The 21,447-nt window shown below is 72.6% G+C and carries 17 protein-coding genes; 8 read left to right on the top strand and 9 right to left on the bottom strand.

Annotated elements, in window-relative coordinates; translation table 11 throughout:
- The first annotated feature begins 200 nt into the window (after positions 1-200).
- The 4 genes from ACGFSH_RS02610 (at position 201) to ACGFSH_RS02625 (ending at position 4,735) form a co-directional block, all read left to right on the top strand.
- A complete protein-coding gene (locus tag ACGFSH_RS02610; protein WP_393344205.1) occupies positions 201-668 on the top strand; it encodes a hypothetical protein in 468 nt (155 codons plus the stop codon).
- 119 nt (positions 669-787) lie between these two features.
- Entirely contained in the window at positions 788-1,417 is a 630-nt protein-coding gene (locus tag ACGFSH_RS02615) for an ABC transporter ATP-binding protein (RefSeq protein ID WP_393344207.1), read from the top strand.
- On the top strand, positions 1,414-3,711 hold the full coding sequence (locus ACGFSH_RS02620; protein WP_393344209.1) for an FtsX-like permease family protein: 2,298 nt from the start codon (positions 1,414-1,416) through the stop codon (positions 3,709-3,711). The genes ACGFSH_RS02615 and ACGFSH_RS02620 overlap by 4 nt, the downstream gene beginning before the upstream one ends.
- Positions 3,712-3,796: 85 nt before the next feature.
- Positions 3,797-4,735, top strand: coding sequence for an oxidoreductase (locus tag ACGFSH_RS02625; RefSeq protein WP_393344211.1), 939 nt, complete (start codon positions 3,797-3,799; stop codon positions 4,733-4,735).
- On the opposite strand, the gene nirD is transcribed toward ACGFSH_RS02625, so the two are convergent.
- The 6 genes from nirD to ACGFSH_RS02655 form a co-directional block, all read right to left on the bottom strand.
- Positions 4,725-5,114: a nitrite reductase small subunit NirD gene (nirD, locus tag ACGFSH_RS02630; RefSeq protein WP_393344213.1), complete on the bottom strand. Its 390-nt coding sequence runs from the start codon at positions 5,112-5,114 to the stop codon at positions 4,725-4,727. The genes ACGFSH_RS02625 and nirD overlap by 11 nt on opposite strands.
- Complete coding sequence (gene nirB, locus ACGFSH_RS02635; RefSeq protein WP_393344215.1) at positions 5,111-7,714, bottom strand: nitrite reductase large subunit NirB; 2,604 nt, start codon at positions 7,712-7,714, stop codon at positions 5,111-5,113. Before nirB ends, nirD begins: the two co-directional genes overlap by 4 nt.
- The gene (locus ACGFSH_RS02640; RefSeq protein ID WP_393344217.1) at positions 7,714-8,952 is read right to left on the bottom strand and encodes an NAD(P)/FAD-dependent oxidoreductase; all 1,239 of its coding nucleotides are present in this window, start codon (positions 8,950-8,952) and stop codon (positions 7,714-7,716) included. Before ACGFSH_RS02640 ends, nirB begins: the two co-directional genes overlap by 1 nt.
- Before the next feature lie 121 nt (positions 8,953-9,073).
- Positions 9,074-9,697, bottom strand: coding sequence for a class F sortase (locus ACGFSH_RS02645; RefSeq protein WP_393344219.1), 624 nt, complete (start codon positions 9,695-9,697; stop codon positions 9,074-9,076).
- 202 nt (positions 9,698-9,899) lie between these two features.
- Positions 9,900-10,526 (bottom strand): hypothetical protein, encoded by a 627-nt coding sequence (locus ACGFSH_RS02650; protein ID WP_393344221.1) that lies wholly within the window; start codon positions 10,524-10,526, stop codon positions 9,900-9,902.
- A 300-nt stretch (positions 10,527-10,826) separates the two neighbouring features.
- Positions 10,827-11,258 carry a gamma-glutamylcyclotransferase family protein gene (locus ACGFSH_RS02655; RefSeq protein WP_393344223.1) on the bottom strand — a complete coding sequence of 144 codons (432 nt, stop codon included), beginning with the start codon at positions 11,256-11,258 and terminating at the stop codon, positions 10,827-10,829.
- A 178-nt stretch (positions 11,259-11,436) separates the two neighbouring features.
- Between ACGFSH_RS02655 and ACGFSH_RS02660 the strand changes: the two genes are divergently transcribed.
- Both ACGFSH_RS02660 and ACGFSH_RS02665 read left to right on the top strand, forming a co-directional pair.
- Positions 11,437-13,083 carry a M4 family metallopeptidase gene (locus ACGFSH_RS02660; RefSeq protein ID WP_393344225.1) on the top strand — a complete coding sequence of 549 codons (1,647 nt, stop codon included), beginning with the start codon at positions 11,437-11,439 and terminating at the stop codon, positions 13,081-13,083.
- Between the two features lie 264 nt (positions 13,084-13,347).
- Positions 13,348-14,049, top strand: coding sequence for a DUF6215 domain-containing protein (locus tag ACGFSH_RS02665; RefSeq protein WP_393344227.1), 702 nt, complete (start codon positions 13,348-13,350; stop codon positions 14,047-14,049).
- Positions 14,050-14,188: 139 nt separating this feature from the next.
- Here ACGFSH_RS02665 and ACGFSH_RS02670 read toward each other — a convergent pair whose 3' ends face one another.
- The 3 genes from ACGFSH_RS02670 to ACGFSH_RS02680 all read right to left on the bottom strand — a co-directional run bounded on the left by ACGFSH_RS02670 (position 14,189) and on the right by ACGFSH_RS02680 (position 18,570).
- Positions 14,189-15,472 carry a M48 family metallopeptidase gene (locus ACGFSH_RS02670; protein WP_393344229.1) on the bottom strand — a complete coding sequence of 428 codons (1,284 nt, stop codon included), beginning with the start codon at positions 15,470-15,472 and terminating at the stop codon, positions 14,189-14,191.
- Between the two features lie 184 nt (positions 15,473-15,656).
- Complete coding sequence (locus ACGFSH_RS02675) at positions 15,657-17,735, bottom strand: molybdopterin oxidoreductase family protein (protein ID WP_393344231.1); 2,079 nt, start codon at positions 17,733-17,735, stop codon at positions 15,657-15,659.
- 157 nt (positions 17,736-17,892) lie between these two features.
- Positions 17,893-18,570 carry a vancomycin high temperature exclusion protein gene (locus ACGFSH_RS02680; protein ID WP_393344233.1) on the bottom strand — a complete coding sequence of 226 codons (678 nt, stop codon included), beginning with the start codon at positions 18,568-18,570 and terminating at the stop codon, positions 17,893-17,895.
- A 280-nt stretch (positions 18,571-18,850) separates the two neighbouring features.
- Between ACGFSH_RS02680 and ACGFSH_RS02685 the strand changes: the two genes are divergently transcribed.
- Together ACGFSH_RS02685 and ACGFSH_RS02690 are read left to right on the top strand one after the other, a co-directional pair.
- Positions 18,851-19,630 (top strand): sirohydrochlorin chelatase, encoded by a 780-nt coding sequence (locus tag ACGFSH_RS02685; RefSeq protein ID WP_393344235.1) that lies wholly within the window; start codon positions 18,851-18,853, stop codon positions 19,628-19,630.
- Positions 19,631-19,997: 367 nt separating this feature from the next.
- Positions 19,998-21,257, top strand: coding sequence for a deoxyguanosinetriphosphate triphosphohydrolase (locus tag ACGFSH_RS02690; protein WP_393344237.1), 1,260 nt, complete (start codon positions 19,998-20,000; stop codon positions 21,255-21,257).
- The last annotated feature ends 190 nt before the right edge of the window (positions 21,258-21,447 follow it).

Below are 21,447 nucleotides of genomic sequence, written 5' to 3' on the forward strand. Positions count from 1 at the left end.
GGTCCCCGACCCTCACCGATCGGCAACGGCCCCGGCCCACGAAAAGACGGCACCCCTGTGCGGGGGGTGCCGTCTTCTCGTTGTGGGGGCGCGTCGGGATTGGCCGGTGGGTGGCTGGCCGGAAGTCGATCACCTGATGTGGTGGATATGGGCTGCTAGATCGTTTCTGTCAACTTTCGCACCGCTACAGTCCGTTACTCATGGCGATGACGACGTCGCCATCGGTTACGGAGGTGCGTGTGAAGAGGGCAGTGCTCGGCCTGGCGGCGCTCGGTCTGGTGTTCAGCGGGGCGGTGGCGGCGTTTGCTTCGCCGGTGAAAGGCGCCATTCCGGATCTTGAGGCTACAGGGGTGGCGTTCACCGGAGGGAGGTACGTGTTCAACAGGCCAACAGTCAATCACGGCGCATTTGAGTGGTCGGGGTGGCTGCGGGACACGGTCGCCGCGGACCGGCACAACGTCTATGTCGAAGTGAAGGCTCAGGGTCACGACTGGCTGCGCTACTACGGAAAGCAGCGGAGTTCTGTAAAGCTGCACCATTCCAACTGGAATGGCGCTCAGCGGTATACCGGTGAGGCTCGGTTGCGGGCTTGTCGTGACCGTGGCACCTTGCGGCCCGACAACTGTCTGCAATCCAAGTTGCTCAACTACAACTGGGACCGCGGCTAAGGACCGTCTGACATCCCGAGCCCAGGTTGCACTGGGCTCGGGCTCCAGGATTGGGGAACGAAATCAATACGTCAGAGGTTCTGTCAGCCAGGGGGGTGGATCTCCTGTACGGTCAGACAATGGCCGTCCGTAATGCCGAGATCTCCCTCGGGCGGGGCGAAGTTGTGGCGATCACCGGACAAAGTGGTTCCGGGAAGTCGTCCCTGCTGTACTGTCTCGCGGGTGTTCTTCCCGTGGCTCGCGGTGAGGTTTCTTTTGAGGGGCGTTCTCTCGGTGGTCTCGGCGATGAGGAGCTCAGTTCGCTCCGTCGAGAGCGGTTTGGCTTCGTATTTCAGTACGGGGAGTTGCTGCCTGAACTGACCATCGAGGAAAATGCGGCGCTGCCGCTGCGACTGGCCGGGCAGCGGAAAGCTCAGGCCTTCGCTGCCGCCGGTGAGGTGCTGGACAGGCTTGGCCTAGCAAAACTCCGACAGCGGCGCCCCTCGCAGGTGTCAGGCGGCCAATGTCAACGTGTTGCTGTTGCGCGGGCGTTGGTGCACAATCCTGCCGTCGTGTTCGCCGATGAGCCAACTGGATCCCTCGATAGTGCCAATGCTTCAGCGGTACTGGATGAATTCCTCGGCTTGGCCCGCTCGCAAGGAACGGCCGTCGTGCTCGTTACTCACGATTCTCAGGTTGCAGCCCGCGCCGACAATCGGTACGTCATGCGCGATGGTGAGCTCACGGAACAGGTGCGTGAAGCCTCGTGAACGAACTCCTTCTCGGGCTGAGGCTCCTGCTGGGCAGCGGTCGAGGAAACCGCGCACGATTTCTCCTTATGGCAATGGGCAGCGCCATCGGAGTGTGTTGCCTTGCGGTAATTCTCACGATTCCTGGCATTTTGGCCGCGCAAGATACCCGTAAGGCGGCTCGTGAACCGGACTGTTCAAATGGGTTGGGTATCTGTGCGTCGCAGTCTGGGAGCGGTCTGGCCCTGACAAGGGTGGATCCGTATGGGCTGGAGCCGCTCACTCGAATCTTCGTGGCGACAGGAGCCGCGCCGATTTCCGCACCGCCGGGCCTGCGTGCCCTACCTGGCGCTGGCGAGATGATTGTTTCCCCCAGGCTGCACGACCTCCTCCGTGCGAATTCAGGCCTGGCCCATCTCCTCCCTGGCCGCGAGGCAGGTGTGATCGGCCCCGAAGGGCTAGCTCATCCCGATGAGCTGTATGCGTATGTAGGTGCCAGTCGAGAAGCGCTCAAGGGAGGTGGCCATCTGTCAGAGTTCGGGAAAAAAGAAACCCGATTCCCGACAGTAGAACCGTCAACCCTCGACATCCTCCGCTTCACGCTCGCCGGCGTCGTCCTGCTTCCGTTGGCCGTGTTCTTGTCCGTATGCGCCCGGCTGTCCGCCGCTTCGCGCATGAGGCGACTCGCCGCACTGCGCCTGCTCGGTTTGAGCCGCAAAGGCGTACAGCGGGTCAATGCTGCCGAGACAGTTGCTGCCGCTCTCCTGGGCGCAGTTCTTGGCCTCGGTGGCTACTGGGTCGTCAACCAATTGGTTTCACGGGCAGGGTTGCCCGGCTTCAAGTGGTACCCGGAAGACGGTTCGCTCTCCTTCAGAACCTTCCTCGTCTGCCTGGTCGGTTGTCCGGCGCTCGCTTGGTTCGTGGGTAGGGCCAGCGCAAGGAAGGCGGCCGCGAACCCCCTGGCGGTGCGGCGTAGCGCGGCGGAGAAGCCGCCCCGCCTCTGGGGATTGCTGCCCCTCCTTCCGGGGCTGGGCATCGTCTTCGGGTACTGCGTCGCAGGAGCGACCGGGCACGTTCCCACGGACACCTCGTTCTCGGCGATTCTGATGCCGCTCGCTGTCGTGCTGGTGGGCGCGGGCCTGGTGCTCTCCCTGCCGATCCTCTCGCGCCTACTGGCCCGCAGGGTTGCGCGAACCGCGAGTTCGCTGTCCTTGGGTCTGGCGATGCGCCGCAACGAGGTGGAACCCGGCGGGGCTCTTCGCGTCGCGACCGGGCTGGTTCTGCTGGTCTACGCTGCCTCGCTCACGCAGGGCGTGCTCATCGAGCTGGACCAGGTGTCGAAGAACACCGCGCCGGTTCAGCTGTACTCGATGGCCCTCGATGGCATGACTCGTGAGACGGAAGAAGCAGTCACGAAGGTTCCGGGAGTCCAAGGGCATGCCGTTCTCGTGGATTCGTGGACTGATCCCGAGCGTGAAGAGGTGCCGAGAAGCATCAACGCGGTGATCGCGACCTGCGAGCAATTGCGCCGTATGGCGTCGATGGTGAAGAACTGCGTGGAAGGACGTCCCGCGCGGCTGATGATCTCGGGCTTCACCTATGACGAATTCAGCGAACCGGGGAAGAGCTACCCGTTTCGCCTGCGGAATACGGAAGGGAAGAGCCGGTTCGTCGATGTCCGGGTGCCGGCTGCCACCATCCAGTATCGCGACGAAACGCCCGGGCAGATTCCCCTCAGCGGAACCGTGCTGCTTCCCCCCTCTGTCTTCCCGACCGGGTTCCGCCCGGAGGGAAGGGCCACTCTCGCCCTTGTCGGCAGCTCGGCTCCCGACGCCGTGCGCGCCGTGCTGGAAGGCATCGCGGGAGTCGATCCCACGATCGAGGTCGAGACGGACGCCCTGGACGCCACGGCGCTCCAGCAGATCACCGTCATCAAAACCCTCCTCGCCGTGGGCATGATCCTCGGGCTGGTCATCGGCTTGGCCGCCTACCTCGTAGCCGCGACCGACCGTGGGGTGGAACGGCGGCCGCAGGTCACGGCTCTCTCCTTGCTCGGTGCCAGGTCCCGGACGCTGCGGACCGTGCAAGTCGTCCAAGTGGTGCTGCCGTTGGCCATGGGTCTCGTGCTCGCCGTGGTGACAGGGAAGATGGCCGAGTCCAGCTACCTCGTAACCGGTGGCGGGGCTGTCTTCTGGGATGGGGACGGGGTGCCCCTGTTGCTGGTCAGTGCTCTTGGGGTGGTTGTCGTCGCTGCTCTGGGGTCTTTGCCCCTGGTCGGGCGGCGGATCGATCCCGAGTTGATCCGGCGGGACTGAGTGAGGGCGGGGGCGGGGGTGGCGGCCCGTTCGGTGTGGGGAGGGGGTCGTAGGCTGCACCGCAGACTGCGGAGGGAGTCCGGCCATGGCGGGCTGGAGCGTGCGTGACATGCCGGATCAGGGCGGTCGTGTCGCCGTCGTCACCGGCGCCAACAGCGGGCTCGGGTACGTCACTTCGCGGGAGCTGGCCCGCAGGGGTGCGCGGGTCGTGCTCGCCTGTCGCAGCGAGGCGCGGGGGTCGGAGGCCGTGGCGCGGTTGCGGGAGGAGGTGCCCGGCGCGGAGGTGGAGTTCGGGCGGCTGGATCTCGGGGATCTCGCCTCCGTGCGGGAGTTCGCGAACGCGCTGCCGTGCGAGCGGCTCGACCTGCTCGTCAACAACGCCGGGGTCATGGCCATGCCGTACGGTTCCACCGCCGACGGGTTCGAGACGCAGTTCGGGGTGAACCACCTCGGGCACTTCGCCCTCACGGGACTGCTGCTGCCGGCGCTGCTCGAAGCCGCGAAGGGCCCGGAAGGGGCGCGCGTGGTGACCGTCTCAAGCATGGCGCACCTGCTCGGCAACATCGATCCGCGTGATCTCAACTCCGAGCGGCGGTACCGGCGTTGGGGGGCCTACGGGCGGTCCAAGACGGCCAACCTGCTCTTCACGCACGAACTGGCGCGCAGGATCGAGGCGGCCGGGGCGGAGATCGTCGCGGCGGCCGCGCACCCGGGGTACGCGGCCACGAACCTCCAGACGGCCGGGCCGCTCGCGGAGGGGCGTCGGGGCGCCGAGCGGCTGATGGCGCTCGGGAACAGGGTGGTGGCCCAGCCCGCCGAGGCCGGGGCGCTGCCCACGCTCTACGCGGCGACCGCGCCCGGTGTCCGCCCGGACTCGTTCACCGGGCCGTCGGTCGCGATGTGGCGCGGGGCGCCCGCACCGTCGTGGCGGGCGCCCTGGACCCTCGACGACCGGGCGGGGCGACGGCTGTGGACCGCCTCCGAGCAGCTGACCGGCGTGTCCTACGACGCCCTCACGCGCTGAGCGCGGGCGCGGGGGTGTGGTCCGCGGTGCGTACCTCGTAGACGGCGACGCGCACCGTGTCGTCGTCCAGGCACTCCCCGCTCACCAGGTCGAACCGCTGCTTGAGGAGCGGGGAGGCGACGAACGGGCGGCCCTGGTGGGTGCCGGTCAGGCCCCGGGAGAGGACCGCCGCGCCGGTGAACGGGTCGCGGTTGTCGACGGCGTACAGCGTGCCGGAGCGGTCGCGGAAGAGGGCGACCTGACGGCCGTCGGGCAGCAGGGCGGCCACGCCGCGGCCGGGGACGAGCCGGCTCAGGTCGCAGACCGTGAACCAGTCCGGTCCGCCCTCCTCCAGCCGGAGCTGGACCTTCAGGTCGGTGGTCTCGGGTGCCAGGGTCATCGCTGGGCGCTCCCTTCCAGGGGACGGTGGCCGATGGTCAGCAGCGGCAGGTCGGGCTTGATCTGCTCGCGTTCGGGGACGAAGCCGACGACGGGGTCGGGGGTGTCCGGGGCGTTGACGAAGGACACGAACCGGGCCAGCTTCTCGGGGTCGTTGATGGTGGTCGCCCATTCGTCGGCGTAGTGCGCGACGTGCGTCGTCATCAGGGACTCCAGCTCCTCGCAGATGCCGAGTGAGTCCTCCACCACCACGTCGCGGACGTGGTCGAGGCCGCCGGGGATGCGCTCCAGCCAGGTCGAGGTGCGCTCCAGGCGGTCGGCGGTGCGGATGTAGAACATCAGGAACCGGTCGATCAGGCGGATGAGTTCGGCGTCCGAAAGGTCCTGGGCGAGGAGGTCGGCGTGGCGCGGGGTGGCGCCGCCGTTGCCGCCGACGTAGAGGTTCCAGCCGTTGGAGGTGGCGATGACGCCGAAGTCCTTCGACTGGGCCTCGGCGCACTCGCGGGCGCAGCCGGAGACCGCGGACTTGAGCTTGTGCGGGGAGCGCAGCCCGCGGTAGCGCAGCTCCAGGTCGATGGCCATGCGGACGGAGTCCTGGACGCCGTAGCGGCACCAGGTCTGGCCGACGCAGGACTTCACCGTGCGCAGCGACTTGCCGTAGGCGTGGCCCGACTCGAAGCCGGCGTCCACCAAGCGGGTCCAGATCAGCGGGAGCTGCTCGACGCGTGCGCCGAACATGTCGATGCGCTGACCGCCGGTGATCTTCGTGTAGAGACCGAAGTCGCGGGCGATCTCGCCGATCACGATCAGACCCTCGGGGGTGATCTCGCCGCCGGGGATGCGCGGCACGACCGAGTAGGAGCCGTTCTTCTGGAGGTTGGCGAGGAAGTGGTCGTTGGTCTCCTGGAGCGCGGCCTGCTCGCCGTCCAGGACGTAGCCGCTCGCGCCGATGCTCGGGGCGAGGGACGCGATGATCGAGCCGATCGCGGGCTTGCAGACGTCGCAGCCGTCGCCGCCGCGGGCGCCGTCGCGGCCGTAGCGGTCCAGCAGGTCCTGGTAGGTGTTGATGCGCAGGGCGAGGACGATCTCGTACAGCTCCTCGCGGGTCTGCGAGAAGCAGCCGCACAGGCCCTTGTCGACCTGGACGCCGCTCGCCTCCAGCTCGGCGGTGACCAGCTGGCCGAGGACCTTGACGCAACTGCCGCAGCCGGTACCGGCCTTGGTGCACTTCTTCACCTCGGGCACGGTCGTGCAGGAGTGCTCGGTGACGGCGCCGCGGATCGTGCCCTTCGACACGTTGTGACAGGAGCAGACGATCGCCTCGTCGGGCAGCGCGGACGGGCCGAGCTGCACGGACTCTCCCGCGCCGGCCGGCAGGACGAGCGATTCGGGGGCGACGGGCGGCACGGATCCGGTGAAGGCGCGCAGGGTGCCGTAGGCGTCGGCGTCGCCGACCAGGATGCCGCCGAGCAGGGTGCCGTCGCGGCCGATGACCAGCTTCTTGTACAGGCCGGCGCGGGAGTCGGAGTAGACGACGTCCAGGCAGTCCTCGGCGGTGCCGTGCGCGTCGCCGAAGGAGGCGACGTCCACGCCGAGCAGCTTGAGCTTGGTGGAGAGGTCGGCGCCGGTGAAGGTCAGCTGCTCCGACTCGTCGTCGGCGATGGCCGCGGCGGCCGTCTCGGCCTGCTCGTAGCCGGGGGCGACGAGGCCGTAGACGCGTCCGTCGGCGGCCAGGGCGCACTCGCCGATGGCGAAGACGTGCGGGTCGGTGACGGTGCGGCACTGCTCGTCGACGGTGATGCCGCCGCGTTCGCCCACGGTCAGGCCGCAGTCGCGGGCGAGCTGGTCGCGGGGGCGGACGCCGGCGCTGAACACGACGAGGTCGGTGGCGAGTTCGGAGCCGTCGGAGAGGCGCATGCCGGTGACCGCGCCGGACTCGCCGACCACGATCTCCTGGGTGCCCACGCCCGTGTGGACGGTCAGGCCCATGTCCTCGATGGTGCGCAGCAGGGCCGCGCCGCCGCCCGCGTCGACCTGGACGGGCATCAGGCGGGGCGCGAACTCCACGATGTGGGAGGTCAGTCCGAGGCCCTTGAGGGCGCCCGCGGCCTCCAGGCCGAGCAGTCCGCCGCCGACCACGGCGCCGGTCGTCGCGGTCTCGGCGTACTTCTCGATGGCCAGCAGGTCGTCGATGGTGCGGTAGACGAAGCAGCCCTCGGCGTCCTTGTTGGGGACGGGCGGGACGAAGGGGAAGGAGCCGGTGGCGAGGACGAGCGTGTCGTACGCGAAGACCCGCCCGGAGCGGGCGACGACCTTCCGCGCCTCGCGGTCGACGGTCTCGGCCGGGTCGCCGACGTACAGCTCGATGCCGTGCGTCTCGATGAACGCCATGTCGGTCATCGACAGATCCTCGGCCGTCCTGCCCGAGAAGTACGAGGTCAGCGCCACGCGGTCGTATGCGGGCCGTGGTTCCTCGCACAGCACGACCACGCGGTGGGTGGCGGTCAGGCCGCGCTCGGCGATCGCTTCGAGGAAGCGCTGGCCGACCATGCCGTGGCCGACGAGCACGATCGTGGGGGTGGCCCCCTCAGTGGCGGTCATCAGGTGCCTCCGTCGTTGGTGAGCAGGTGGAGCAGGGGGCCGCCGTCGGAGGGGAGCGGCTCTGCTCCCTCCCAGGCGCGCGCCAGCGCGCCGACGGTGCCGAGTTCGCCGACGAGGACCCCGCCGACCAGGCGGTCGTCGCGGACGACGACCTTGCGGTAGGTGCCGCGGGTGGCGTCGGCGAGCTGCACGACGTCGTCGCCCGGGCGGGGCTCGGTCTCGCCGAACGCGGCGAGGTCGAAGGCGCTGTTCCCGGCGGGGCCCAGGGCGCCGCCCCCGGCCAGGGTGAGCCGGGTGAGGGCGCGGGTGCCGGTGTAGCGGGCGTCCGGGTCGCCGGCCAGGGACGCGGCGAGCACGTCGGCCTGTTCCAGCGCGGGGGCGGCGAGACCGTACACGGTCCCGTCGTGCTGCGCGCAGTCGCCGACCGCCCGCACGTGCGGGTCCGACGTGCGCAGTTCGTCGTCGACGAGGACGCCCTTGTGGACGGCGATCCCGGCGTCCCTGGCGAGTCCGGCGCGCGGAGAGACCCCGCAGGCCAGCACCACCAGATCGGCGTCGAGGGCGTAGCCGTCGGCCATCTCGACCGACCGGACGGCGCCGCCGAGGCAGCGCACGTCGCGCACCCGGCACTCGGTGTGCACCTCGACGCCGAGGTCGGTGAGATGCCGCCGCACCAGCCGGGAGGCGCCGGGGTCGAGCTGGCGTTCCATGAGGCGCTCGGCCTGCTGGGCGAGGACGACCTGGGCGCCGCGCACCGCGAGCGCGCGGGCCGCGGAGACGCCGAGGAGCCCGCCGCCGATGACGACCGCCCGTACGCCCGGCCGTACCGCCTTCGACAGGCCGAGGCAGTCGTCCATGGTGCGGAAGGCGTGGACGCCCTCCGGCAGGACGTGGTCGGGGGTGAACAGGCCGCGCAGGGGCGGCAGGACCGGGTTGGAGCCGGTCGCGAGGACGAGCGTGCCGTAGGCGATCTCCGAGCCGTCCGCGCAGGCGAGGACGCGCCGGTCGCGGTCGATGCCGGTGACCTTGGCGCGGACGGCTCCGGGCGGCGCGGGCAGCGCGATGACGTCGGGGGAGTAGCGGCCGGCCAGCACCTCGGCGAGCAGGACCCGGTTGTAGGGCCGGTGCTCCTCGTCGCCGACGAGCAGCGCGGGCACGCCCAGCTCGCCGAGCCGGCGGGCGAGACGTACGCCCGCGAGGCCGGCGCCGAGCACCACCACACGCGAATTCGAGGTCATGTCCAGGAGCGTGCGGTGCGGAGGTTACCCGGCCGCATCACCGTTGTTTCCCGCGAGGAACGCTGCCCTCAGCAGGGCCCCGGCGCAGGTGTGAGGGTTCCGGCCGATCGGTGGGCGGTCCTCAGCGGCTGCCGGTGAGATGGGCGAACACGACCACGTTGCCCTGGTAGCCGGTCGCCTTCGCATAGCCCCCGCCGCAGGTGATCACCCGCAACTCGGGCCGGTCCGCCGCCCCGTACACCTTCGCGTCGGGGAAGTCGCGGGTCCCGTAGACCTCGACGGCGTCCACGGTGAACACCGCGGTCGTTCCGTCGCGCCGGCCCACCTCCACGGTGCTGCCCTTGCGCAGGGCGCCCAGGTCGTAGAAGACGGCGGGGCCGTCGGCGTTGTCGACGTGGCCGGCGATGATCGCGGTGCCCGTCTCGCCGGGGGTGGTGCCGGCCTCGTACCAGCCGGCGAGGTTCTCCTTCTCGGCGGGCGGGACGTCGAGGCTGCCGGAGGCGGTGAGGGCGAGGCCCGTCAGGGGGGCGTCCACGTGGATGGCGGGGATGCGGACGCGGTCGGGCGCGGAGGGCGGCAGCGCCGGCGCGGACCGGCCGGGCCGCTGCGGGCCGTCGGAGCGGGCCTGGGCCGCGGAGGGCTGCGGCGGGGCGTGCGTCTCGGCGCCGCTGTGCAGCAGCCATGCCCCGCAGCACAGGGAGACCGCGGTGACGGCCGCTATGGCGGTGTTGCCGACCCTGCGCATGCCGCTCCCGTCTGCGTGGTCCCGAGGTCTGCGTGTGTCTCCCCGTCCGCATGGCTCCCGGTCCGGGAGTGCGCGGCCTTCGCTCCCGAAGGCCGGTGGTGGGGTCGGACGGGGCCCATGCCCCCTCCGGGCCGCGAGGGGCGTCGGGCCCGGAGGGGGAGGGGACATGCGGTACCGGCTGACGGACGGCGGAGGGTGCCCGTCAGATCCCGTCGCCTCTCGCCCGGCGATGCAGGAGCCAGGTACCGCCCGCGGCGGCGACGGCGAGAGCCGCCACACCGGCCGCGGTCTGAGCGGGGTCGGGGCCCAGAGCGCCGCCGACCCCCGTCTTGACACTTCCGCGCGGGGCGACCGGCTGCCGGTCCGAGGCCAGCACGACCACCAGGTCTCCGGTGATCCGCCGTCCGTCACCGGCGCACTGCGCGACGAGCTCGTAGGTGCCCGGCTGCGCGCTCGGCGGCACCAGGAACCGTCCGACGGCCTCGCCCTCGTGCGTGGCGGGCGCGAGCGTGAAGCGGCCGGCGCCCACCGCCCCGGCGTCGCCCGCCGCCGAACCGCCGTCCCCGCAGGCCGCGGTGTTCACCGAGACCTGCCCGCCGGGCACGGCGGTGGCGGGGTAGACCTCCAGCTGCCCGCCGGGGGAGGCGGCGCGGACGCCGGAGGCCTGTGCGGGCGCGGCGAACCCGGCCGCCGCGACGACGGCGAGCGCGGCGCCGGCCAGCACGCGGGCCGTGCGGACGCCGGCCGGGCGGGCGGAGCGGCGGGCGGTGCGGGGGAGCGGACGACGGGCGGTACGGCGGGGGGTGTGCCGGACGGTACGTCGTCGCATCGGTGCTCCTCCGAGCTGTTCGGGAATCCCTGCCCTTCCGAGGTAAGTCGCCGCGCGGCTAGCGCGCTTGCTGAGGGTGTGTCAGGAATGGGATGAATGGGTGTCAGGTCCAGCGGAGCCCGGACCTCCCGCGCCGCTGTTTCAGCAGGTCACCGGCGTACCGGCACCCGAGCGCGGAAAAGTTTCCGCGGGGCGGTTGAACGGGTGAGGCGACCGCCGGCCGCCCCCGCCCGCGCCCGCCGCCGGGTCAGCCGGTCGCCGCCCGTGCTCACCGCCGGGGGAGCCGGTCCCCGCCCGTGCTCACCGCCGGGTCAGCCAGTCCCCGCCCTCGATGGGCCTGCCGCGGGCCCGCAGCTCGGCGGCGACGGCCGGTGCGGCGACGTACACCCAGGCGCGCACGGACGCGGAGCCGTCCACGCGGACCACCTCGCGCGCGACGCGGTCGTAGAGGTTGCGCGGGTCGCCCGGCGTGTACTCCTCCAGCCGGTCGAGGTCGGCGAGCAGCCGGGCGTACTCCTCGGGGCGGGCCGTCACGAGTTCCCCGGAGACCGTCGTACCCGCCGCGCCCGGCGCCTCGACGGCGTAGGGGTAGCCCGGTCCGTCGTACAGCAGCGCGCCCGTGAACCGGGCCGGTTCCTCGCGCAGGGTGCGGCCGCGCAGGAGGAGGTCGTGGTTGGCCTCGCCGGGGCGGAGCGTGCCGTAGACGAAGAAGGGGAGTTCGGGGGCGATCACGGAAACGATTCTCTCCCCTCACGGGCTCCTCACCGGTCCGTTGCGCATGCGCTATGGACATGACATGTCATGCCCCCTTAAATGCCAGGACGACATCAGCGCCACCTCCACCGGCCCGGTCACGGGCCGGCCCCACACGCGCCCCCCACGGCGCCTTCCCGAGGAGACCGAGACACTGATGAGTCGGATACGGCTGCACGTCCGAGGTTCCCGTCTCGCCACCGCCGGCATCGCCGCCACCACGGCCACGCTCCTGGCCGCCGTACTCTCCCCGGCCGCCGACGCGGCCGCCAGACCGACCAGGGCGACCGCGCTCGACAACGCGGCGACGGCCCTCGCCGACCATGCGGCGGCCCTGGGCCTCAGCTCCGTGCAGGGCACGTCCGTGCGGGACGTGATCGTCGACAAGGACGGCGCCCAGCACGTGCGCTACGACCGGACCTACCGTCAGCTGCCGGTCCTTGGGGGCGACTTCGTCGTCCACCTCGGCCGCGACGGCGCGTTCCGCAGCGCCGACCGGGCGACGAGGGCGGCGATCTCGCTGGCCACCATCACCCCGAAGGTGTCCGCGCCCAAGGCCGCCGACGTCGCCGTCAACGCCCTGCGCGCGGCCAACCTGGGCGAATCGCTGAAGCAGGTGAAGGCCAAGCCGGAACTGGTCGTCGACGCCCTGCACGGCGCCCCGAGGCTGGCCTGGCGCACGAACGCCGTCGGCCTCGACTCGCTGGGCAACCCGGTCGCCCGCGCGGTGCTCACCGACGCCCGCACCGGCGCCCAGATCGACGCCTGGGACACCATCGAGACGGCCACCGGCGACGGCAAGTCCCTGTACGGCGGCACGGTACCGCTGGAGACGACCGCCTCGGGATCGACGTACCAGCTCAAGGACCCCACGCGCGGCAACACCTACACCGGCGACGCGGCCAACAAGACCGACCTGTGCATCTTCGGCATCTGCTTCAGCCGCGCCCCCGCGACCCTGTTCACCGACGCGGACAACCACTGGGGCACCGGCGCGGCCGCGGACCGCTCCACCGCGGCCGTCGACGCCCAGTACGGCACCGACGCGACCTGGGACTACTACAAGAACGTGCACGGCCGCAACGGCATCGGCAACGACGGCAAGGGCTCCTACAACCGCGTCCACTACGGCAACAGCTACAACAACGCCTTCTGGGACGACAGTTGCTTCTGCATGACCTACGGGGACGGCGACGGCACCCAGATGGGCCCGCTGGTCGCCCTGGACGTGGCCGGACACGAGATGTCCCACGGCGTGACCTCGAAGACCGCCAAGCTGACCTACTCGGGCGAGTCGGGCGGCCTCAACGAGGCGACGTCCGACATCTTCGGCTCGCTGGTCGAGTTCCACGCGGCCAACAGCCAGGACGTCGGTGACTACCTCATCGGCGAGAAGATCGTCCGCTCCGGCTTCGGAAAAGACGCCCTGCGCTACATGGACAAGCCGAGCAGGGACGGCAAGTCCGCGGACAACTGGAGCAGTTCGGTCGGCAACCTCGACGTCCACTACTCCTCCGGCGTCGCCAACCACTTCGCCTACCTCCTCGCCGAGGGCAGCGGGGCCAAGACCGTCAACGGCGTCTCCTACAACTCCCCGACGTCCAACGGCTCCACGATCACCGGCATCGGCCGCGACAAGCTCGGCGCGATCTGGTACCGGGCCCTGACCGTCTACATGACGTCCTCGACGAACTACGCCGGGGCCAGGGCGGCCACCCTGAACGCGGCCAAGGACCTCTACGGCGCGGGCAGCACGGAGTACAACACGGTCGCGGCGGCCTGGAGCGCCGTCAACGTGAACTGACCCGCGGACGCGAGCGGAGCCGGCCTGCGGCGCCCGGGGGAGCGTCCCCAAACGCCGCAGGCCGGAGCGGGCCCGGTCCCCCGCCCGGGGGCGGGCGGCTTCCGCCTCTCCCTCGGGCTCCGCTCCCGGCCCCGCCCGGCCGGGGGTGCGGAATCCCGCTTCCCCGCGGCCTGAGCACCCGTTACGCTCCCTCCGCGCGCATCCGGCGCGAGCAGGGGGTCCCGGGTTGCCGGGAGCACCGGGGCAATGGGGACAGTGGGGGACATGAGCGAAGAAGTTGCCGCGCCCGAAAAGGGTCCGAACCCGTGGGCTCAGGCGATAGCGGCGCTGGTGGTGGTCGGCGCGCTGGGGGGCGCGCTGTTCGTGCTCCAGAAGAACGACGCCAAGGCGGCGGACGAACCGGCGGCCTGCTCGGCCTCCGAGGCGGACAAGAAGGCCGACGCGGTCGCCAAGGCGGCGCACCGCGTCTCCGGGACGCAACTGTGCGGGGCCCTGAACCGTGCGGACCTGCCGGTGCTCCTCGGCACGCCGGGCGAGCACGCGCAGACGGCCTACGGCAGCGACGGTTCGGTCGGCTCGGGCGGCAGGCAGATCCCGACGCCCGAGGCGACCGTCCGACTGGACACCTACACCGTCCAGTTGACGCGGTCCTACGACCGCATGCCGATCGGCGGGATGGCGGACCTGCTGAGCGAGGCGCAGCCGCAGACGATCGCGGGCCACCCCGCGGTGCTCTACTCGACCCAGACCATCGCCATCCGCTTCAACCTCGGCGGCGGCAAGTCCGAGTCCGGCCCCGGCGGCATCGCCCGGGCCCTCGTCATCGCCCCCGACCCCAAGGACCGCGGCGGCTCCTACGAGCTGACCGTCTGGCGCCAGGACCGCATGCGCCCGGACGACGCGGCACTGCTGCGCATCGCGCAAAAGGTCCTCCCCACCATCCCGGGCTGGACGACGGGCGCCTGACGCACGAGCGCCGGGTGACGGCCGTCCGCCGGTGACGGACGGCCGCCGTGCCGTCGACACCCGCCCTGCCGCCGGCGCTCGCCTGCCCGGGACGTGCCGCTGCCCCGGACGGGCGGCTGCCCCTGGCGGGTGCCCCGTGTCAGCCGCCGTAGCCGTCCCGGACTATGCGACGGGCCACCGCGGTGCGCGCGGCGGCCAGTTCGGCGGCGACGAGGCGTTCCCGGTCGGCGTCCATCACCACCGCGGCCGGCGCCGACGGGCCCGCCGTCAGCGACGTGCGCCTGAGGTGCGTGGGCGGATGGGTCGAGTCGACGCTGTGTCCGCGCAGGGCGCCGACCCGGCGCTGCCGCTCGTACTCGCTCTCGGGGATGGACGCCATGTAGGCGGTGAGCCGCTCCCACATCCCGTCCGCGCCAGCCTGGGCCTCGCGGACGCCTCTTCCGCCGGCCATCGCCGCCCGGTTGGCCTCGCGGCGCAGGAGAAGCCCGACCGAGTCCGTCACCAGAAGCCGGTCCATGAGTCCGACCGCCGCCGCCGTGGACCCGGCGTGCGCCGCCGTGCGGTCGGCCAGGTACTCGGCCCGCTGACTCGCCTGGAGCATCAGGCGGTCCAGCACGAACAGCACTCCGCGCAGCAGCAGGCGCGGTCCCGCGTACAGCAGGTTGACGGCCATCTCGACCGGGGTCGGCGAGAGGGCCGGCGCGACGAAGTAGTACCAGGTGGTGAGCGAGCGGTAGGCCGTGGCCACGACGAGACCGTGCCGGGTGTCGCCGTTGGCGTAGTGCCCGAGTTCGTGGCCGAGCAGCGCCACCTTCTGCTGCGGTGCGAGCATCTCCCACAGTGGCAGGCCGAGTTGAAGGGTTCTGCGGCCGCGAAGACCGACGGGCAGGACCGCCGCGTTGACGTCCGTCCCGACCGTGATCAGCTCCACCCCGCGCGTTCCCACGTCGGCGGCGATCTCGTCGATCAGCGCGTAGAGCGCGGGCGCGTCCTCGCGCAGCAGGACCGGTCCCGTGCCGGCCGGTTTCGCCGTCCGGGGCCTGAGGGCCCAGGCGATGACGAGAAGGACCGCTCCCGGCGCCATCGCGAAACCGCCCCACCCCCGCACCAGGCACCAGACCCCGGCGAGGGCCACGGCCGCGGTCAGGCCGTGCACGGCGAGCGCGATCGCATAGCCGAGGAGGGAGGAGGCGTCCCGCCGGGCGCGCAGGCTGTGGCCCGCCGTCACCGTGGCGAGGAGTCTCTCGCCGTGTCTGCGGGCCAGCGCCCGGCGGGCCCTGTGCAGCCGGTCCGGGTCCGGCTGTTTCGGCCGCGGGTCCAGATTCCAGTCGCACGCGGGACACCAGGTGACGAACCTGGGGTCCGCCTCGACGACGGCGGCGCACTGCGGACACGACTGCTGCTGCTTCTCGACAGAGCGCACGGCGGCGCTCCCCCCTCCCCCGGCGGCCCCTCCCCAGAGGCCGCTTGTGCATGAGATCCGAGAAGATCACGCGGGCCGGGCGGCGTACAGGTCTTCCCGGACGGAGGGCGCGAACCGTGACCCGACCGAAACCCCCGTCCGCCGGCACACCGCAGCCGATCGCCGTCGGCCCCAACGGGACTGTCTAGTCGGCCAGTTCGACGCGTACCGCGCAGGACTTGAACTCCGGCATGCGGGAGGTGGGGTCCAGGGCGGGGTTGGTCAGGGTGTTGGCGCGGCCCTCGCCCGGCCAGTGGAACGGCATGAAGACGGTGTCCGGGCGGATGCCCGCGGTGATCCGGGCCGGGGCGACGGCGCGCCCGCGCCGGGAGACGACCGCCAGCCGGTCGCCCTCGGCCGCTCCGAGCCGCGCGGCGAGCCGGGGATGCAGCTCCACGAACGGGCCGGGGGCGGCGGCGTTCAGCTCGTCCACCCGCCGGGTCTGCGCGCCGGACTGGTACTGCGCCACGACCCGGCCGGTGGTGAGCAGCACGGGGTAGTCGTCGTCCGGCTCCTCGGCGTTCGGGCGGTGGACGACCGGGACGAAGCGGGCCCGGCCGTCCGGTGTGGCGAACCGGTCGAGGAAGAGCCGGGGCGTGCCGGGCGCGGGCTCGTCGCCCCGGGCCGGGCAGGGCCAGAAGACGCCGTTCTCCTCGGCGAGCCGGCGGTAGCTGATCCCCGAGTAGTCGGCGGCGCCGCCCGCGCTGGCCCGCCGCAGTTCCTCGAAGACCTCCTCGGGATCTACCGGGAAGCCCTTCTCCACGCCCAGCCGGGCCGCGAGTTCGTGCAGCACCTCCAGGTCGCTGCGCACGCCGTCCGGGGCGTCGACCGCCTGCCGGCGCAGCAGGACCCTGCCCTCCAGGCTGGTGGTCGTCCCCGTCTCCTCCGCCCACTGGGTGACCGGCAGGACGACGTCCGCGAGGGCCGCCGTCTCCGACAGGACGACGTCGCAGACGGCGAGGAAGTCCAGTGAGCCGAGGCGTTCCTCGACGTGCGCGGCGTGCGGCGCGGACACCACCGGGTTCGATCCCATGAGCAGCAGCGCGCGGATGTCCGTGCCCAGCGCGTCCAGCATCTCGTAGGCGCTGCGCCCCGGGCCGGGCAGCGAGCCGGGGTCCACGCCCCACACCCCGGCCACGTGCGCCCGCGCCGCCGGGTCGTCGAGTCTGCGGTAGCCGGGGAGCTGGTCGGCCTTCTGGCCGTGCTCGCGTCCGCCCTGTCCGTTGCCCTGGCCGGTCAGGCAGCCGTAGCCGCTGAGCGGCCGCCCCGCCCTGCCCGTCGCCAGGCACAGGTTGATCCACGCGCCGACCGTGTCGGTGCCCTTGGACTGCTGCTCGGGCCCGCGCGCGGTGAGCACCATCGCGGCCTCGGGCTCGCAGAACATCCGTACCGTCTCCCGCAGTTGCGGAACGGACACCCCCGTGATCCGCTCCACGTACTCCGGCCAGTGGGCCATGGCGGCGGCGCGGGCCTCCTCCCAGCCCACGGTCCGCTCGCGCACGTACTCCTCGTCGACCCGCCCCTCGGCCACGATCAGGTGCAGCAGGCCGAGCGCCAGCGCGAGATCGGTGCCCGGCCGGGGCGCGAGATGCAGGTCGGCCTGTTCGGCGGTCCTGGTGCGGCGCGGATCGATCACGATCAACGTGCCGCCGTTGTCGCGCAGTTCGCCGAAGAACCGCAGAGCGGGCGGCATGGTCTCGGCGAGGTTGGATCCGACGAGGATCACGCACCCCGTCCTCGGGATGTCCTCCAGAGGGAAGGGGAGGCCCCGGTCCAGCCCGAACGCCCTGACGCCGGCCGCCGCGGCGGACGACATGCAGAAGCGGCCGTTGTAGTCGATCTGCGAGGTGCCGAGGACCACCCGCGCGAACTTGCCGAGCGTGTACGCCTTCTCGTTGGTGAGCCCGCCCCCGCCGAACACGCCGAGCGCGTCGGCCCCGTGCTCGTCCCGGATCCGGCCCAGCCCCGAGGCGATCCGGTCCAGGGCCTCCTCCCAGGAGGCCGGCCGCAGCGAGCCGTCCGAGCGCACCAGGGGCGAGGTCAGGCGCACCGCGGAGGAGAGCACCGCGGGCGCCGTGCGGCCCTTGCCGCACAGCGCGCCGCGGTTCACCGGGAAGTCGGGCCGCTCGACCACCTCGACGCCACCCGTGGGCAGAGGCGACAGGGCCATCCCGCACTGCAGGGCGCAGTACGGGCAGTGGGTGGGCGTCGAGGCGGTCCGCATGCGCTTCAGCGTGCGTCGGCCGTGTTACGCCCTGTGCCGTCTGCTGTTACGGCGGTGTGGTGGTGCCCTCCCCGCCGCCTCCCGGCCCTCGTGAGGTGCCGTCGCCGTCCCCGTCGCTCTCTCCGTCCCGCACGCCCCTCCTGCGCCGGGCAGCGGGTCACCCGGCGGAGCCGAGGGCCCGGGCCACGCCCTCCTCCTTCGGACCGAGGAAGCGCGGGTCCGGCTCGAACACCGCGTCCAGCGCCGCCTTGCCGGCCGCGAGGATCTCGCGGGCGCCCCCGTAGTACCAGGTCACGTCGTGTTTCGCCTCGACCCCGACGCCGTAGGACGCCACCCCCGCCGCCTCGCACAGTGCGACGGCGCGCCGGATGTGGAACCCCTGGCTGATCAGCACGGCCCGGTCCACGCCGAAGATCTTCTTGGCGCGCACACAGGAGTCCCAGGTGTCGAACCCGGCGTAGTCGCTGACGATCCGCTCGTCGGGCACGCCGTGCCGGGTGAGATAGGCGCGCATCGCGTCGGGCTCGTCGTAGTCCTCACGGCTGTTGTCGCCGGTGACGAGAACGACCCGGATGCGCCCCGCGCGGTACAGCTTCGCCGCCGCGTCCAGCCGGTGGGCGAGGTAGGGCGACGGCTCGCCGTCCCACAGCCCGGCGCCGAAGACCACGGCGACCTCGGTGCGCGGCGCGTCCGCGGTGGTGCCCAGCCGTCCGGCCGTGGACACGTACAGCCAGGTGGCCGGCAGCAGCGCCAGCACGCACCCGGCCATCACGGCCTGCACCGAGCGACGCCGGCCCGCGCGCGTGCGCGGCAACCGCGGCCGACGGATGTTCATACGGCGTCCCCCAGGGTGTGGCGCTCCGGCGGGCCGAACGGCCCTTCGGTCCGGGAAGACGCGTCCGGCGGTGATCCGGTTCGCGCCCGCGCCGCACGTCACACCCCGCGCCGCACCGCGCACCCGCGCGCCCTCGTCGTGCACCCGTGCCGTGCGCCCCTCTCGACCCCCGCTCCCGCGCCGCCGTCTCACACCGGGGCCGGGGCCGCCGTGAACCGCCGGAAAACACTCGTGACGGTCAGGCAACGGGGGTGCAACCTCGTGCCGCCAGGATGGAGACATGAGCCAGTCAAGCCTCGTGCAGCTCGACGCCCGCCGGAACGCCTGCCGGCCCACGCTGGTGGTCGTCGCCCACGGCAGCCGCGACCCGCGCGCCCTGAGCACCGTCCGCGCCCTGCTGGACGAGGTGCGCGCCCGCCGCCCCGGCCTGCCGGTCCGCCTGGGCCACATCGAGCTGAACGAGCCGCTGCTGACGGACACCCTCGCCGACCTCGACGCCCGCGGCACCGCGGACGCCGTCCTGGCGCCCCTGCTCCTGGCCCGCGGCCACCACGTCAAGCGGGACATCCCCGAGGCGGCCGCGGCGGTCCGGGTACGCACGCGCGTGGCCGCGCCGCTGGGCCCGCACCCCCTGCTCGCCGAGGCCCTGCTCGCCCGGCTCGTCGAGGCGGGCTGGCGCACCGACATGACACCGGCGGAGCGCGCCGCGAGCGCGGTCGTCCTCGCCGCCGCGGGATCGCGCGATCCCGACTCGGCCCTCGACACCCGCCGCACGGCCCGGCTGCTGGCCGGACGGCTCGGCGTCCCGGTCGTCCCCGCCTACGCGTCGACGGCGGCCCCGACGGTCACGACGGCGCTGCGCGCCCTGGCGGCGCGGGGCCGTGACAGGGTGGCGGTCGCCTCCTGCTTCACCGCTCCCGGCCGCTTCGCGACGGAGTGCGCGCAAGCGGCGCCCTGGATCGCGTCGGCCCCCCTGGGCACCCACCCCGCGATGGCCGACCTGCTGCTCCACCGCTACGACCGGGCGCTCGCGGCCGGGACCGAGAGCAGCGCGGCCTGACGGGACGCCGGCCCGGACGGCGGCGCGCAACGGCGCCGCCCCTGCGCCGTGCGTCCCGTGCCCCGCGCCCCGTGGACCGCGCCCTGTGCCCCGCGCCTCCGACTGGGCGTCGCCCCGCTCCCGTCCAGCGGTTCCACCGCGCGCGGACGAGCGACCGCAGCCACCGCACACGACTCACCCCCCCCGCACCGTGCGTCCCACGGGTACGCCGCCCCGGCACCGCACCCGGTAGGCGACCACGCCCCGCCCGGACACCGCACCCGGCCCCCGAACCGGTACGCCCCCGGAATCCGGCCGGCGTGCCACCGCCACCGCCCCCGCGGCCGAGCGGCGCCCGATTGTCGGTGCGGCCGCTTACTGTCGAGGCATGCCCTACGACTTGCCGTCAACGGAACGCTGGGCGGCGGAGCCCGACAAGCGGCCCGGCCGCACCGCCTTCCAGCGCGACCGCGCCCGCATCCTGCACTCCTCGGCGCTCAGGAGACTCGCCGGCAAGACCCAGGTGGTGACGCCCGGCACCCGCACGGACGCCTGGGACGCCACCCCGCGCACCCGCCTCACCCACTCCCTGGAGTGCGCCCAGGTCGGGCGGGAACTCGGCGCGGCCCTGGGCTGCGACCCCGATCTGGTCGAGGCTGCCTGTCTCTCCCACGACCTCGGTCACCCCCCGTTCGGGCACAACGGCGAGCAGGCGCTCAACGACTTCGCGCGCGACTGCGGCGGCTTCGAGGGCAACGCGCAGTCGCTGAGGCTCCTCACCCGCATCGAGCCGAAGCGCTTCACGCCCGAGGGGTCGGTGGGCCTCAACCTCACCCGGGCCGCTCTCGACGCCGCCACCAAGTACCCCTGGGCCCGCGGCGCGCACCCCACCGACCCCGCCTCGCCGAAGTTCGGCGTCTACGAGGACGACCGGCCCGTCTTCGACTGGGTCCGCAAGGAGGCCCCCGGCGCCCGCACCTGCTTCGAGGCGCAGGTCATGGACTGGGCGGACGACGTCGCGTACTCGGTGCACGACGTGGAGGACGGCCTGCACGCGGGGCACATCGATCCCGACTGCCTGCACGCCGGGCCCGAGCGGGAGGAGGTCTTCCGGGTCGCCGTCGGCCGCTACGTGCCCGCCGGCACCGATCCGGCCGAACTCGCGGCCGCCCTCGACCGGCTCCAGGACCAGCCGTGGTGGCCGCACGGCTACGACGGCACGGCGGCCGCCCAGGCCCGCCTGAAGGACGCCACCAGTCAGCTCATCGGCCGTTTCTGCCTCGCCGCCGAGGGCGCCACCCGCGCGCGGCACGGCACCGGCCCCCTGACCCGCTACGACGCGGAACTCGTCGTCCCGTACGAGACGCGCCTGGAGTGCGCGGTCCTCAAGGCGGTCGCCGACCGGTACGTCATGCAGCGCGCCGAACAGGCGCTGCTGCGCGCCGACCAGCGCGTCGTCATCAGCGAGCTGGCCGACGCCCTCACCGTGCGCGCCCCCGACGGCCTCGACCCCCAGTTCCGCGCCCTGTTCGAGGGGGCCGCCGACGACCGCGCCCGCAAGCGCGTCGTCGTGGACCAGATCGCGTCCCTCACCGACGCCTCGGCGCGCTCGCTGCACGCCCGCCTCACGGGGCGCACCGGACCGTGACCGGGGGCGTCGCCGGGACCGCGGGCTGGACGCGGCGGGGCCGCGGCCGAGGGCGCGCGCGGTACGCCCGAACGGGCCCGAACGAGCGCCCGCGCGCCGTGATCGGGCACGTCCCCCTTCCCCCGCCCCGCTCCGTGCGGGACGCTCGCATGAGGCGACAAGCACAGTGTCATCTGGGGGACACTCCCCA

It is taken from the genome of Streptomyces sp. NPDC048481 (assembly GCF_043200075.1).
In the GTDB taxonomy this organism is placed as follows: domain Bacteria; phylum Actinomycetota; class Actinomycetes; order Streptomycetales; family Streptomycetaceae; genus Streptomyces.

Coding starts and splice junctions, on each gene's coding strand:
- ACGFSH_RS02610 (WP_393344205.1), top strand. CDS start 201: ATGGCGATGACGACGTCGCCATCGGTTACGGAGGTGCGTGTGAAGAGG.
- ACGFSH_RS02615 (WP_393344207.1), top strand. CDS start 788: ATGGCCGTCCGTAATGCCGAGATCTCCCTCGGGCGGGGCGAAGTTGTG.
- ACGFSH_RS02625 (WP_393344211.1), top strand. CDS start 3,797: ATGGCGGGCTGGAGCGTGCGTGACATGCCGGATCAGGGCGGTCGTGTC.
- nirD (WP_393344213.1), bottom strand. CDS start 5,114: ATGACCCTGGCACCCGAGACCACCGACCTGAAGGTCCAGCTCCGGCTG.
- nirB (WP_393344215.1), bottom strand. CDS start 7,714: ATGACCGCCACTGAGGGGGCCACCCCCACGATCGTGCTCGTCGGCCAC.
- ACGFSH_RS02640 (WP_393344217.1), bottom strand. CDS start 8,952: ATGACCTCGAATTCGCGTGTGGTGGTGCTCGGCGCCGGCCTCGCGGGC.
- ACGFSH_RS02645 (WP_393344219.1), bottom strand. CDS start 9,697: ATGCGCAGGGTCGGCAACACCGCCATAGCGGCCGTCACCGCGGTCTCC.
- ACGFSH_RS02650 (WP_393344221.1), bottom strand. CDS start 10,526: ATGCGACGACGTACCGTCCGGCACACCCCCCGCCGTACCGCCCGTCGT.
- ACGFSH_RS02660 (WP_393344225.1), top strand. CDS start 11,437: ATGAGTCGGATACGGCTGCACGTCCGAGGTTCCCGTCTCGCCACCGCC.
- ACGFSH_RS02665 (WP_393344227.1), top strand. CDS start 13,348: ATGAGCGAAGAAGTTGCCGCGCCCGAAAAGGGTCCGAACCCGTGGGCT.
- ACGFSH_RS02675 (WP_393344231.1), bottom strand. CDS start 17,735: ATGCGGACCGCCTCGACGCCCACCCACTGCCCGTACTGCGCCCTGCAG.
- ACGFSH_RS02680 (WP_393344233.1), bottom strand. CDS start 18,570: ATGAACATCCGTCGGCCGCGGTTGCCGCGCACGCGCGCGGGCCGGCGT.
- ACGFSH_RS02685 (WP_393344235.1), top strand. CDS start 18,851: ATGAGCCAGTCAAGCCTCGTGCAGCTCGACGCCCGCCGGAACGCCTGC.
- ACGFSH_RS02690 (WP_393344237.1), top strand. CDS start 19,998: ATGCCCTACGACTTGCCGTCAACGGAACGCTGGGCGGCGGAGCCCGAC.